Annotated in this window: 13 protein-coding genes; 10 read left to right on the forward strand and 3 right to left on the reverse strand. The window is 61.1% G+C overall.

Annotation, left to right across the window (positions count from 1 at the left end; all coding sequences use genetic code 11):
• Positions 1–22 precede the first annotated feature (22 nt).
• Positions 23–799, reverse strand: a complete 777-nt coding sequence (locus tag GSQ77_RS02010; protein ID WP_158898525.1) for an enoyl-CoA hydratase — start codon at positions 797–799, stop codon at positions 23–25.
• 220 nt (positions 800–1,019) lie between these two features.
• Here GSQ77_RS02010 and paaN point away from each other — a divergent pair, with 220 nt between their 5' ends.
• The 5 genes from paaN to paaK all read left to right on the forward strand — a co-directional run bounded on the left by paaN (position 1,020) and on the right by paaK (position 6,729).
• Positions 1,020–2,720: a phenylacetic acid degradation protein PaaN gene (gene paaN / locus GSQ77_RS02015; protein WP_158898527.1), complete on the forward strand. Its 1,701-nt coding sequence runs from the start codon at positions 1,020–1,022 to the stop codon at positions 2,718–2,720.
• 79 nt (positions 2,721–2,799) lie between these two features.
• Positions 2,800–4,002: a 3-oxoadipyl-CoA thiolase gene (gene pcaF / locus GSQ77_RS02020; RefSeq protein WP_158898529.1), complete on the forward strand. Its 1,203-nt coding sequence runs from the start codon at positions 2,800–2,802 to the stop codon at positions 4,000–4,002.
• Positions 4,003–4,075: 73 nt separating this feature from the next.
• On the forward strand, positions 4,076–4,867 hold the full coding sequence (gene paaG, locus GSQ77_RS02025; protein ID WP_158898531.1) for a 2-(1,2-epoxy-1,2-dihydrophenyl)acetyl-CoA isomerase PaaG: 792 nt from the start codon (positions 4,076–4,078) through the stop codon (positions 4,865–4,867).
• A gap of 93 nt (positions 4,868–4,960) precedes the next feature.
• The gene (paaI, locus tag GSQ77_RS02030; protein WP_158898533.1) at positions 4,961–5,392 is read left to right on the forward strand and encodes a hydroxyphenylacetyl-CoA thioesterase PaaI; all 432 of its coding nucleotides are present in this window, start codon (positions 4,961–4,963) and stop codon (positions 5,390–5,392) included.
• A gap of 17 nt (positions 5,393–5,409) precedes the next feature.
• Complete coding sequence (gene paaK, locus GSQ77_RS02035) at positions 5,410–6,729, forward strand: phenylacetate--CoA ligase PaaK (protein ID WP_158898535.1); 1,320 nt, start codon at positions 5,410–5,412, stop codon at positions 6,727–6,729.
• 118 nt (positions 6,730–6,847) lie between these two features.
• Here the strand turns inward: paaK and GSQ77_RS02040 are convergent, their stop codons facing one another.
• Positions 6,848–7,990, reverse strand: a complete 1,143-nt coding sequence (locus GSQ77_RS02040) for a murein transglycosylase A (protein ID WP_174246380.1) — start codon at positions 7,988–7,990, stop codon at positions 6,848–6,850.
• On the opposite strand from GSQ77_RS02040, the gene GSQ77_RS02045 reads away from it, so the two are divergent.
• Positions 7,989–8,150 (forward strand): hypothetical protein, encoded by a 162-nt coding sequence (locus GSQ77_RS02045; protein WP_158898539.1) that lies wholly within the window; start codon positions 7,989–7,991, stop codon positions 8,148–8,150. The genes GSQ77_RS02040 and GSQ77_RS02045 overlap by 2 nt on opposite strands.
• 13 nt (positions 8,151–8,163) lie before the next feature.
• On the opposite strand, the gene apaG is transcribed toward GSQ77_RS02045, so the two are convergent.
• A complete protein-coding gene (gene apaG / locus GSQ77_RS02050; RefSeq protein ID WP_158898541.1) occupies positions 8,164–8,538 on the reverse strand; it encodes a Co2+/Mg2+ efflux protein ApaG in 375 nt (124 codons plus the stop codon).
• 303 nt (positions 8,539–8,841) lie between these two features.
• On the opposite strand from apaG, the gene rpe reads away from it, so the two are divergent.
• The 4 genes from rpe (at position 8,842) to GSQ77_RS02070 (ending at position 12,849) form a co-directional block, all read left to right on the forward strand.
• On the forward strand, positions 8,842–9,528 hold the full coding sequence (rpe, locus tag GSQ77_RS02055; protein WP_158898543.1) for a ribulose-phosphate 3-epimerase: 687 nt from the start codon (positions 8,842–8,844) through the stop codon (positions 9,526–9,528).
• A complete protein-coding gene (locus GSQ77_RS02060) occupies positions 9,525–10,259 on the forward strand; it encodes a phosphoglycolate phosphatase (RefSeq protein ID WP_158898545.1) in 735 nt (244 codons plus the stop codon). Before rpe ends, GSQ77_RS02060 begins: the two co-directional genes overlap by 4 nt.
• Before the next feature lie 500 nt (positions 10,260–10,759).
• Entirely contained in the window at positions 10,760–12,274 is a 1,515-nt protein-coding gene (trpE, locus tag GSQ77_RS02065) for an anthranilate synthase component I (protein ID WP_158898547.1), read from the forward strand.
• Between the two features lie 2 nt (positions 12,275–12,276).
• Positions 12,277–12,849 (forward strand): aminodeoxychorismate/anthranilate synthase component II, encoded by a 573-nt coding sequence (locus GSQ77_RS02070; RefSeq protein ID WP_158898549.1) that lies wholly within the window; start codon positions 12,277–12,279, stop codon positions 12,847–12,849.
• The last annotated feature ends 48 nt before the right edge of the window (positions 12,850–12,897 follow it).

Here is a 12,897-nt window from a genome sequence, read left to right on the forward strand (position 1 = left end):
TCATACTGCTGTCACACGACACTTATCGATGCTTGAAGACCGGTTTACGCTTCTCGAGAAATGCCGCCATACCTTCTTTTTGATCTTCGGTCGCAAACAACGAATGGAACACGCGACGCTCGAAAGTGATGCCTTCCGCAAGCGTCGTTTCATACGCGCGGTTAACCGATTCCTTCGCCATCATCACCGCCGGCAAAGAGAACTCGGCAATTTGATTCGCTGCGGCCAGCGCTTCGGCAAGCAACACGTCGGCCGGCACCACACGCGACACCAGCCCGGCGCGCTCGGCTTCGGCCGCATCCATCATGCGCCCGGTCAGGCACAAGTCCATGGCTTTGGCCTTGGAGACGGCGCGCGGCAGGCGCTGCGTCCCACCGGCACCCGGAATAACGCCCAGTTTGATTTCGGGCTGGCCGAACTTGGCGGTATCGGCGGCAATGATGATGTCGCACATCATCGCGAGTTCACAGCCCCCGCCCAGCGCAAACCCCGCCACTGCAGCGATGATGGGCTTGCGGATCGAACGCACCGCCTCCCAATTGCGCGTGATGTAATCGCCCTTATAGACGTCCATGTAGCTATAGCTCGCCATCATGCCGATGTCCGCACCCGCCGCGAATGCCTTCTCGCTGCCCGTCAACACGATCACACCGACCGCCTCATCCGCATCGAATGTGCGCAATGCCGCGCCCAGTTCATCCATTAATGCGTCGTTCAATGCATTGAGCGCTTTAGGACGGTGAAGCGTCACCAAACCGACCCGCCCACGCACTTCCACCAATATATTTTCGTATGCCATGCCGCCTCCTAGTGATTGGACGATGCGATCGCCTGTGCCCAGGCACGAAAAGATTGCTCGTCGTAGAAATTTGATGCTAACATTAACCAACCAACCGGTCGGTTAATTTATCGAAGCCTCGTTACGGTATCACTACGCTGCGCGAATAGCGCTGGACCAAGACTACATAACCCGTCCTTTAGCCTCCATCTGCCCTTTGCCGCTCTTACCTCTGCCGCCCATGACACATCCTTTCTTTGACAAGCATCAAACTACCCTCGCCAAAGCCACCGAAGCCATCGCGACGCGCGGCTACTGGAGTCCGTTCAGCGAAATGCCCAGTCCGAAAGTGTACGGCGAAACGGCGGCCACCGATGGTGAAGCGGCATTCAATGCTCACTTGAACCGGCGGTTCGAATTGGACCAGCCGAGCACAGGCAAGACGGTCGGCGCGGAAAAATCGCCGTTCGGCATCGAACTCGGCATAACGTATCCCGCAGCCGACCCCGAGGCGCTTTTTGCCGCCTCTGCGAAAGCCGGCGTGCAATGGCGCAAGGCTGGAGCGCAGGCATGGGTCGGCGTATGTCTGGAAATCCTGGCGCGGCTTAACAAAGCCAGCTTCGAAATCGCCCACAGCGTGATGCACACCACGGGCCAAGCCTTCATGATGGCGTTTCAGGCTGGCGGCCCGCATGCCCAGGACCGCGCATTGGAAGCTGTCGCCTACGCCTGGCAGGAGTTGAGTCGTGTCCCGCAGACGGCCCATTGGGAAAAGCCGCAAGGCAAAAATCCGCCGTTGGCGATGCGCAAGGTATTTACCGTGGTGCCCCGCGGCGCCGGCTTGGTGATCGGCTGCAGCACTTTCCCGACCTGGAACGGCTATCCCGGCCTCTTCGCCGATCTCGCGACTGGCAACACGGTCGTTGTCAAACCGCATCCGGGCGCGATCCTGCCGCTGGCCATCACCGTGCGCATCGCGCGCGAAGTACTCAAAGAGGCAGGCTTCGATCCCAATGTCGTGACCTTGTTCGCGACCAATCCTGACGATGGCGCGATCGTCCAAGCGCTGGCCCAGCGTTCGGACGTCAAGCTGATCGACTTCACGGGCAGCACCGCCAACGGCGACTGGCTGGAACGCAACGCACACCAGGCCCAGGTCTATACCGAAAAATCCGGCGTCAACCAGATCGTGATCGATTCGGTGGACGACCTCAAGTCAGCCGTACGCAATATTGCGTTTTCGCTGGCTTTATACTCCGGCCAGATGTGCACGGCGCCGCAAAACATCTACGTGCCGCGTGGCGGAATTCGCACTGCCGAAGGCACGGTCGATTTCGATACCGTCGCACTAGCGATTGCCGACGCGGTGCAAAAGCTGACCTCCGACCCGGCCCGTGCGGTCGACCTGATCGGCGCGATCCAGAGCACGCAAGTGGTCGAACGCATCGAACGCGCACGTAGCCTGGGTCAGGTTCTGCTCGATAGCCAGCAACTGACGCATCCGGCATTCCCCAATGCACGAGTGCACACGCCGCTATTAATCAAACTCGATACCGCGCGCGACAGCGAGAAACTGACCGGCGAGTGGTTCGGCCCGATCGCCTTCGTCATCGCAACCGATTCCACCGACGCGGCGCTCGCGCTGGCAGGCAATATTGCGGCTACTCACGGCGCGCTAACGCTCTCGGTTTATAGTACGGATGAGAAGGTGTTGAGCGCCGCGCATGAAGCTTCGTTGGTCGGCGGCGTAGCGCTTTCAATCAATCTGACAGGCGCGGTATTTGTCAATCAGTCCGCCGCGTTTTCCGATTTTCACGGCACAGGAGCAAATCCGGCGGCTAACGCTGCGCTGACCGACCCGGCATTCGTCGTGAACCGCTTCCGCGTGATTCAGAGCAGGGTTCACGTCGCGCCGCACGCGCAACCAGCGGCAGCAGCGTAAAGCACACGGGCAGACGCGCACACACGCCCGCACGCCGCCATCGCCTTGCCTTAACCGATTCGTTTGATGGAACATGCTCATGACGCAGGCTTTTATTTGTGACGCAATTCGCACGCCGATCGGCCGTTACGGCGGCATCCTGAAAGATGTGCGCACCGACGACCTTGGCGCCGTGCCGATCAAGGCATTGATGGCCCGCAACCCGAAGGTCGACTGGCGCGCCGTCGACGACGTGCTGTACGGCTGCGCCAACCAGGCTGGCGAAGACAATCGCAACGTCGCGCGCATGTCCGCGCTGTTGGCAGGCTTGCCGGTCGAAGTGCCGGGCGCCACGATCAACCGGCTGTGCGGTTCAGGCATGGATGCCGTGGGCAGCGCCGCGCGGGCCATCAAGGCCGGCGAAGCGCGGCTGATGATTGCGGGTGGCGTGGAAAGCATGACGCGCGCACCGTTCGTGATGGGCAAGGCCAATACGGCATTTTCGCGTACAGCCGAAATTTTCGACACGACGATAGGCTGGCGTTTCGTCAACCGACTGATGAAACAGCAATATGGCGTCGATTCGATGCCGGAAACGGCTGAGAACGTAGCCACCGACTTCAACATCAGCCGCGCCGACCAAGACACCATGGCGATGCGCAGCCAGCAGCGCGCCGCGCGCGCGCAGGCCGAAGGCATCTTCTCTCGCGAAATCACGCCGGTGCAGATTCCGCAGAAAAAGGGCGAGTTCGTCAGCGTAGTGCGAGACGAGCATCCCCGGGAAACCAGCCTTGAATCGCTGGCACGCCTCAAAGGCGTGGTACGTCCCGACGGCTCCGTGACGGCCGGCAATGCGTCCGGCGTCAATGACGGTGCATGCGCCCTGCTGATCGCCGGGGAAGCCGCGGTCAAACAGTATGGCCTGACACCGCGCGCGCGCATTCTGGGCATGGCCACGGCCGGCGTCCCCCCGCGCATCATGGGCATCGGCCCCGCACCGGCGACCCAAAAACTGCTCGCTCAACTCGGCCTCACGCTCGATCAGTTCGATGTGATTGAACTCAACGAAGCGTTTGCAGCTCAAGGCTTGGCGGTATTGCGTCTGCTCGGCATCCCGGACGACGACCCACGCGTCAACCCGAATGGCGGCGCCATTGCGCTGGGCCATCCGCTGGGTGCTTCGGGTGCTCGCCTGATCACCACCGCATTATGCGAACTCGAACGTGTCAATGGTCGCTACGCCCTGTGCACGATGTGCATCGGCGTGGGACAAGGCATCGCGATTGCGATTGAGCGCATCTGACGAGCACGTCCAGGGCGTCGAAAGCGCGTTAAAAAAACGCGCTCCAAAATAATATCGTGGAGGAGACCCCACTATGAGCACCCCCGCTGTCCTGCTCGATTACGATGCAGCCACGCAGGTGGCAGTCCTGACGTTGAACCGTCCGGATCGTTTAAATAGCATCACCCGCCAGATGCATATCGAACTACGCGATGCGCTCGATCGGGTCGAGGCATCGGGCGCTCGCGCGTTGATCATCACCGGCGCCGGACGAGGCTTCTGCGCGGGTCAAGACCTGTCGGACCTCGATCTCGATACCGCGACGCCAGTCGACCCGGGCGACCTGCTCACCGAATACTACAATCCGCTGATCCTGCGCTTGCAAGCGTTACCGCTACCCGTGATCGCGGCCGTCAACGGCACGGCGGCCGGTGCCGGCGTGAACCTGGCGCTCGCCTGCGACCTGGTGCTTGCAGCGCGTTCGGCCAAGTTCATCCAGGCGTTCGTCAAAATCGGCTTGCTCCCGGATGCCGGGGGCTCCTGGCAACTGCCGCGGCGCGTCGGTATTGCGCGCGCCTTGGGTTTGGCGATGACCGGTGAGCCGATCAGTGGCGAGCAGGCTGAGCAATGGGGTTTGATTTGGCGCGCAGTCGAAGCCGAGACCCTGCAGGAACAAGCGCAGCAACTCGCCACGCAGTTGGCCGCTGCGCCCACGCGCGCGATTGCGGCGATCAAACAGGCGTTGCGTGCGAGTGCAAACCAGTCGCTCGAACTCACGCTCGACCTGGAAGCCCGACTGCAAAGCGAGCTCAGCCGCAGCGATGATTACCGCGAAGGCGTCGAGGCATTCCAGAACAAGCGCGCGCCGCGCTTCACCGGGCGCTGAAGCCACGCCGGCTTGCACGCTAACGTGTGCTCGCCGCGTGCGCTTGTCTAACCCTCCTTCACCACAGACCCGACCGACCTACCCCTTCCAACCATGACACCACAAGAACTTGCGGACGCCGCTGCACAAGCCATGTACGAAAACGACCATGCCACCAAAGCGCTGGGCATCGTGCTTGAAGCGGTACGTCCCGGCTATGCGCGCATGTCGATGGTGGTGCGCCAGGACATGCTCAACGGCCACCAGATCTGCCACGGCGGCATGATATTTACGCTGTGCGATTCGACCTTCGCATTTGCCTGCAATAGCTACAACATCAATACGGTCGCGGCCGGCTGCACGATTGAGTTCATGCAGCCGGTCAGCTTCGACGATCACCTGACAGCGGAAGCCACTGAACAGACGCTAAGCGGGCGCCACGGCGTCTACGACATTCGTGTGACCAACCGTGCCGCTAAAGTGGTCGCCCTCTTCAGAGGCAAGTCGACCCAGATACGGGGCAACGTGGCCCCTATCGCAGAATAACTATTCAGGAGATGAACATGGAGCGCGTCGCGAGCAAACGCAACGAACAGGGGTTGGTGCTCGAGCCGATCGAAACGGCCAGCCAGGACGAACTGCGAGCGCTGCAATTTACGCGGCTTGCGGCTACGCTTAATCACGCGTATCAAAATTCGCCGGTCTATCGAAAAAAATTCGACGACGCCGGGGTCCATCCGTCCGAGCTTAAAGATCTGTCGGATCTGGCGCGCTTTCCGTTTACGGTCAAGCACGATCTGCGCGACAACTACCCGTTCGGCATGTTCGCCGTACCGATGGACCAGGTTTCGCGCATCCACGCTTCGTCCGGCACCACCGGCAAACCGACTGTGGTCGGCTACACCGCGAACGACATCGACACCTGGGCCAACCTGGTGGCGCGTTCGATCCGCGCAGCAGGCGCCCGGCGCGGCGACAAAGTCCATGTGAGCTATGGCTACGGCTTATTTACCGGCGGTTTGGGCGCGCACTATGGCGCCGAGCGCGCCGGACTCACGGTGATACCGTTCGGCGGCGGCCAGACTGAACGACAAGTCCAGTTGATCCAGGATTTCAAGCCGGACATCATCATGGTCACGCCCAGCTACATGCTGTCGATCGCGGACGAGTTCGAACGACAAGGCCTGGATCCCACGCAATCATCGCTGCGTACCGGTATCTTCGGTGCCGAACCCTGGACCAACGATATGCGCTCGGCGCTCGAAGCGCGCATGCATATCGACGCAGTCGACATCTACGGTCTTTCCGAAGTGATGGGTCCGGGCGTGGCCTCGGAGTGCGTCGAGACCAAAGACGGTCCGACCATCTGGGAAGATCATTTCTATCCGGAAATCATCGATCCCGTCACCGGCGCGGTGCTGCCCGATGGGGAATTCGGCGAGCTCGTATTTACCTCGCTGACCAAGGAGGCGCTCCCTATCATTCGCTACCGGACCCGCGATCTGACCCGCCTGCTGCCGGGATCGGCGCGGACCATGCGGCGTATGGAAAAAATCACGGGCCGCAGCGACGACATGATGATCATTCGCGGGGTCAATGTATTCCCATCGCAAATCGAAGAATTGCTGTTCAAGCAACCGATGCTGGCGCCTCACTACCAGATCGTCTTGACCAAGCAAGGCCCGATGGACTGCATTGCCGTGCATGTCGAACCGGCGCCCGAAAGCGCGCTCGATACCGCGGCACTGCGAAGCGCGGCTGACGCACTCGCCTATGACATCAAGGTGTTTATTGGAATCACGGCGCAAATCGAGATCAAGGCGGTCAACGGGATTGAACGTTCGGTGGGCAAGGCTCGCCGAGTGGTCGACCAGCGCAAGTAAGCACGCGCGCGAAGCCGCGCGGCGGGTCCGTCTGGGGCAATTACAGCGGGCCTCATACTGCGGGTAGCATCGGCGGAGAATATCAACCGGCGGGTTATATCGCCGGTTATATCGCAGCTTACATATTGGGCAGCAACAGCCACATCCGCCCCGCTTGCTTCATCTTGCCCGCCAGATCGCCCGCGGCGTCGCCCAGGCCCCAGAAAAAGTCGGCACGCACACCGCCGCGAATCGCACTACCGACATCCTGCGCGAAAACCAACTGGTTCATGGGCGAGTTCGTCAGCGGTCGCGTGGTGGCGAGAAACACCGGCAGGCCCAGCGGAATCGCGCTCGGATCGACCGCAATCGAGCGTTCCGGCGTAAGCGGCACGCCGAGCGCACCGATCGGCCCATCGGCGCCCGTCAAAGACCCCGCGCCGCCGCCGGGCATTTCCTTGAAAAAGACAAAGCGTGGATCCACGTCCAGCAAAGCCTCGACCTGCCCCGGATGGTCGCGCGCCCACCCTTTGATACCTTGCATCGACGCCTGTGCGGGCGCCAATTCGCGATGCTCGATCAGCCAGCTGCCGATCGATTTGTAAGGCTGATTATTCGTCCCGCCGAACCCTACCCGCATCACCGAACCATCATCCAACAGGATCTGGCCCGAACCCTGCACCTGCAGGAAGAACGCCTCGATGGGATCGTCCACATAAACCAGCTCGGAGCCGCCCAACACGCCGCTTTGCACGAGTCGTCCTCGTTCGGGCAGTGTTGCGCCGCGCGCATAACCGGCCGGCCAGCGATACAGTGGATAAAGATAGGGCGCATGCCGCACCCGCGAACCGTGCAATTCCGGCTCGTAATAGCCTGTCACCAAACCCTGCACCGTGCCATCGTTGTTGGCGAGTTGATAGGGCGTGAAATAGCTTTCGAAGAATGTACGCGCCGACGAAGGGTCGAGCTCATCGATCTGCACAGCAGCAGCACATGCGCGCGCCCAATCGGCTTGACGCGCCAACTTGCTACAATTGGCCCGCAACGCCGCCGCCGCGCCGATCAAGGAGTCGTCCTGCCAACCTTCGACCTGCTGCCACGAGACCTGGGTCAGCCGGGACGAGGCGAGCCCGGCCCGGCCCGGCGTGCCGTACGATCCGTTATTGCTCGCCACGGGCGACGGCCCCCGTGTTGCACACGATGCCAGCAACAAGGCCAGCATCAGCGCACCCAAGCTCTTTGCCCAACCCCGAAAACCGCGAGTCCCGACAAAAAGTGGCATGGCTGAACTCATCGATCAATATCCTGTTCTGCTGTTATTGCCCGAGGCGCTGGTGGCAGCGGTCATACTGGGCTGCATTATTGTGGGCGGCCGCCGGAGCAAGAAGAAACGTAGCCCCGCTGGGCAGCACCGCTGCCGAACCGAACATCGCAAGCGCTGAAGCTAAAGAAGCATCAATGAAGCGTACGCGGCATCTGCAGGGAAAACTCCGGCACCGGCGCGTCGAAACGCTCGCCATCCTCAGCGACGCAGAAAAACTCGCCCCGCATTGAACCGACCGGCGTTGCGATCACGGCCCAACTCGTATATTCGAATTGTTCGCCGGCAGCGAGCAGCGGCTGATGACCCACCACGCCCAAACCCTTCACCTCCTGGACATGGCTTTCGCTATCGGTGATGACCCAATGCCGCGCAATCAGTTGGGCCGGAACCGTGCCGCTGTTCCGTATCGTAATCGTGTAGGCAAACGCATACTGGTGCTGCTCCGGGTTGGACTGCTCCGGGAGATAGCGCGTAAGCACCGTTACATTGAGTTCGTACTGGCTCATCATATTTCCGAAAAGAGACGCGGCGCATTGCGCGCTAGGTGGCTGCGCTTATCGCAGTTGAACCCGGCAGTTGAACCCGGCAGTTGAACCCCGCAGCCGAACCGCGCAGCCGAAGCCCGCAGCCTGTGCCGCGAACCCAAAATGCATTCTGCTTGATCGCGCCTCGCGCCGCAAGCTGCGTCGTCGGGAAAGCGCCGATTCTGCAGGGGCCCAGGAGCGGGCATCGTCCGAGCGCAATCGGTGGCGCGCGGAATCGGCGACGCGCGGAGTAAAATAGCGTTTTCGCTTTCCTCCCCGCCCACCATGACGCAATATCGCATCGCCCCATCCATTCTGTCCGCCGATTTCGCGCGGCTCGGAGAAGAAGTCCGCAATGTCGTAGCAGCGGGCGCCGACTGGATCCATTTCGACGTGATGGACAACCACTATGTGCCCAACCTGACGATGGGCCCGATGGTATGCGAGGCTATCCGCCCGTACGTCGATGTCCCGATCGATGTCCACCTGATGGTACGCCCGGTCGATCGCATCGTGCCGGATTTCGCCAAAGCCGGCGCTCATACCATCAGTTTTCATCCGGAAGCTTCGGACCACGTCGATCGCACCCTGTCACTGATTCGCGACAACGGTTGCGAAGCGGGCCTGGTGCTCAATCCGGCCACGGCGCTCGATCATCTCGATCATGTCATGGACCGGCTCGACCTGATCCTGCTGATGTCCGTGAACCCGGGCTTCGGCGGCCAGTCGTTCATCCCGGAAACACTCAATAAGCTACGTCTGGTGAGGGCCCGCATCGACGCCTACACCATGCGCACCGGCCGGGAAATCCGTCTGGAAGTGGACGGCGGCGTAAAAGCCGAGAACATCGCGGAAATCGCCGCGGCTGGCGCAGACACCTTCGTCGCCGGCTCCGCGATCTTCGGCAAACCCGACTACAAGACGGTGATTGATGAAATGCGCGCAGCGCTTGCGAGCGTGGCCGCACGATGAGCACACCCCTGAAAGCTATTGCCCCGCTGCAAAGCACGACCTACAGCATCGCATTCGACGCGGATATCCACGCTGCGCTGATCGACCTCGACGGTACGATGGTCGACACCGCACTCGATTTCACCGCCGCGCTCAACGCCATGCTGCGTGAGATCGGCGCGCCCTCGATCGAGCACGCCGAAGTATTGCGCTATATCGGCAAGGGCTCCGAGAACCTGATCAGCTCGGTGCTCGCTCCCCGCTACGACGCGCCGCGTGCGGCTGCCTTATTCGAACACGCGTACGAGCTCTATCAAGCCGAATATGCGCGCATCAACGGCCAGCAGTCGGCGCTCTACCCCGAAGTGGAGCGTGGCCTGATTGCCTTGCGCGACGCAGGCATCAAGCTCGCCTGCATCACCAACAAACCGCACCGGTTCGCCATCGAGCTGCTGCGCCACTACGAATTGCTCGACTATTTCACGCTGGTCTACGGTGGCGATACCTGGCCTCGCAAAAAGCCTGACCCGATGCCGATGGTCGAGGCCTGCAAAGCGCTCGGCGTGACAACCGCGCATGCCGTCGCCATCGGCGATTCGGAAAACGATGCGCTCGCGGCGCGCGCGGCGGGGCTCTGGTCGCTCGCGGTGCCATACGGATATAACCATGGCCAACCGGTGCAAACAATCCCGGCCGATGGTATAGTCGAAAATCTATATCGCGCTGCGTGTTTGATTCTTCGGCGTGGTTAAATTAAAGTAAATAGAGTTAAATTCGCGGACTTAAATTCCTAAACTTCGGTTAGTAAAATTAAGTTCGACGCCGATGCGAGCCTCGTTGCTCGCATCCCGATCACCTCAATTGACCTCATAGCGTATGTTTCTGAATAAAAAACGGAGTCTGGACAGCATCGACCGGGGCGCATGGCCTTGGCGTCGCTGGTCTTGGTGATACTCACCTGGTAGCCGCTGAAGCGCGTCTTCAGCATCCGTTTTTTATTACGCCGCAGTAATCCTCTTCCCGCAGGTAACCCCGTCGGTGCCGTATCCGATTCTCGATTTCGAGCATCCGCGAGCACCGGTGAACATGGGTTTTCCGAGCTGCACGCGAGCTGCATGGCTTCCGATAAAGGGCCGCAGCCGTTGCGAGTTGAGGGCGCGGCACGCCGTCCGTGTATCCTAATGCCCTGCACCGCGCCGATCGAGCGCCATACTGCAGGCATGCAGGTCACGTGACGCAACAGGAACAGTAAATGACCGAACTCGAATTTCAATCGCTGGCCGCCGAAGGCTACAACCGCATTCCGTTGATTGCGGAAGCGCTCGCCGACCTCGAAACGCCGCTATCCCTGTATCTGAAGCTGGCCCAGGCCGAGCGCAACGGCGCCAATTCCTTTTTGCTGGAATCGGTGGTCGGCGGCGAACGCTTCGGCCGCTACTCGTTCATCGGCCTGCCCGCGCGCACACTGATACGCGCCAGCGGCCAACGCTGCGAAGTGCTGCAAGACGGCGTGGTGACCGAAACGCATCAGGGCGATCCGCTCGATTTCATCGGCCAATTCCAGGCGCGTTTCAAAGTGGCCCAACGCCCCGGTTTGCCTCGTTTCTCGGGGGGGCTAGCCGGTTACTTCGGCTACGATGCAGTGCGGTTCATTGAGAAGAAGCTGGCCGATACCGCACCTCCCGACGATCTGGGCCTGCCCGATATCCAGTTGCTGCTCACCGAAGAGGTGGCCGTCATCGACAATCTGGCCGGCAAGCTTTACCTGATTGTCTATGTCGACCCAACCGCTCCCGAAGCGTATACACGTGGACGCCAGCGCCTGCGCGAGTTGCGCGCGCGCCTGCGCTCGAGCGTGCAACCGCCGGTCACGTCGGCCAGCGTGCGCACCGAAACCTACCGTGAATTCGCGCGCGAAGATTATTTCCGCGCAGTCCTGAAAGCCAAGGAAAACATCGCGGCCGGCGAGCTGATGCAGGTGCAGATCGGTCAGCGCCTGATCAAGCCGTTCCGCGATAACCCGCTTTCGCTGTACCGAGCACTGCGCTCGCTGAACCCGTCGCCGTACATGTATTTCTACAATTTCGGCGATTTTCAGGTGGTGGGCTCCTCGCCGGAGATCCTGGTGCGTCAGGAAAAACGTAGCACCGAACACGGCACCGAGCGCATCGTCACGATACGTCCGCTGGCCGGCACCCGGCCGCGGGGCGCGACGCCCGAACGCGATGCCGAGCTGGCCGTCGAACTGCTGCACGACCCCAAGGAAATTGCCGAGCACGTGATGCTGATCGACCTGGCTCGCAACGACGTGGGTCGCATCGCGAAGATCGGCTCGGTCGTCGTGACCGATCAGATGGCGATCGAAAAATATTCGCATGTGCAACACATCGTCAGCTCGGTCGAGGGCCATCTGAAAGAAGGCATCAGCAACCTCGACGTGTTGCGCGCCACGTTCCCGGCCGGCACGCTGTCGGGCGCGCCCAAGGTACGGGCGATGGAACTGATCGACGAACTGGAGCCGGTCAAGCGCGGCCTGTACGGCGGCGCCGTCGGCTACTTGTCGTTCTCCGGCGAAATGGATCTGGCGATCGCGATTCGTACCGGCATCATCCACGGCGGCAACCTTTATGTGCAGGCGGCCGCGGGCATCGTTGCCGATTCGGTCCCTGAGAGCGAATGGCAAGAAACTGAAAACAAGGCCCGCGCGGTATTGCGCGCGGCAGAACAGGTGCAAGACGGTCTCGACCGTGGCACGGAGGAGTTTTGACCATGCTGCTGATGATCGACAACTACGATTCGTTCACCTACAACCTCGTGCAGTACTTCGGCGAACTCGGCGAAGAAGTGCAGACCATGCGCAACGACGAGATTACGCTGGACGAAATTGCCGCGCTCAAACCGGAACGCATCTGCCTGTCGCCCGGCCCCAGCAACCCGGCCCACGCCGGCATTACCTTGTCGGTGCTCGAGCGCTTTGCCGGACAATTACCGATACTCGGCGTATGCCTGGGGCATCAGGCGATCGGCGAGGCATTTGGCGGCCGCGTGATTCGCGCGCAAACCATCATGCACGGCAAAACCAGCATGATCAAAACCGACGGGCGCGGTGTGTTCAGCGACCTGCCCGAACAGTTCACAGTGACGCGTTACCACTCGCTGGCGATCGAACGCGCTACCTTGCCGGCTTGCCTGGAAATTTCGGCATGGACCGAGGACGGCGAAATCATGGGCGTGCGTCACAAGGAATACGACATCGAAGGGGTGCAATTTCACCCCGAATCGATACTGTCCGAGCACGGCCACGCGCTGCTGGAAAACTTCATCCGAGGCAAGCGCGCTTGAGTCCAGCGGGCGGGCGGGTAGCTACCACCCGCCGCCTGCTGCCCCGCG

Origin of the sequence: Burkholderia sp. L27(2015) (assembly GCF_009765705.1) — a bacterium.
GTDB lineage: Bacteria > Pseudomonadota > Gammaproteobacteria > Burkholderiales > Burkholderiaceae > LMUX01.

Bases quoted from the DNA above. Each gene is read 5' to 3' on its own strand.
- trpE (WP_158898547.1), top strand. From the start codon at position 10,760: ATGACCGAACTCGAATTTCAATCGCTGGCCGCCGAAGGCTACAACCGC.
- paaI (WP_158898533.1), top strand. From the start codon at position 4,961: ATGACACCACAAGAACTTGCGGACGCCGCTGCACAAGCCATGTACGAA.
- paaN (WP_158898527.1), top strand. From the start codon at position 1,020: ATGACACATCCTTTCTTTGACAAGCATCAAACTACCCTCGCCAAAGCC.
- GSQ77_RS02045 (WP_158898539.1), top strand. From the start codon at position 7,989: ATGGCTGAACTCATCGATCAATATCCTGTTCTGCTGTTATTGCCCGAG.
- pcaF (WP_158898529.1), top strand. From the start codon at position 2,800: ATGACGCAGGCTTTTATTTGTGACGCAATTCGCACGCCGATCGGCCGT.
- GSQ77_RS02060 (WP_158898545.1), top strand. From the start codon at position 9,525: ATGAGCACACCCCTGAAAGCTATTGCCCCGCTGCAAAGCACGACCTAC.
- paaK (WP_158898535.1), top strand. From the start codon at position 5,410: ATGGAGCGCGTCGCGAGCAAACGCAACGAACAGGGGTTGGTGCTCGAG.
- GSQ77_RS02040 (WP_174246380.1), bottom strand. From the start codon at position 7,990: ATGCCACTTTTTGTCGGGACTCGCGGTTTTCGGGGTTGGGCAAAGAGC.
- GSQ77_RS02070 (WP_158898549.1), top strand. From the start codon at position 12,277: ATGCTGCTGATGATCGACAACTACGATTCGTTCACCTACAACCTCGTG.
- apaG (WP_158898541.1), bottom strand. From the start codon at position 8,538: ATGAGCCAGTACGAACTCAATGTAACGGTGCTTACGCGCTATCTCCCG.
- rpe (WP_158898543.1), top strand. From the start codon at position 8,842: ATGACGCAATATCGCATCGCCCCATCCATTCTGTCCGCCGATTTCGCG.
- paaG (WP_158898531.1), top strand. From the start codon at position 4,076: ATGAGCACCCCCGCTGTCCTGCTCGATTACGATGCAGCCACGCAGGTG.
- GSQ77_RS02010 (WP_158898525.1), bottom strand. From the start codon at position 799: ATGGCATACGAAAATATATTGGTGGAAGTGCGTGGGCGGGTCGGTTTG.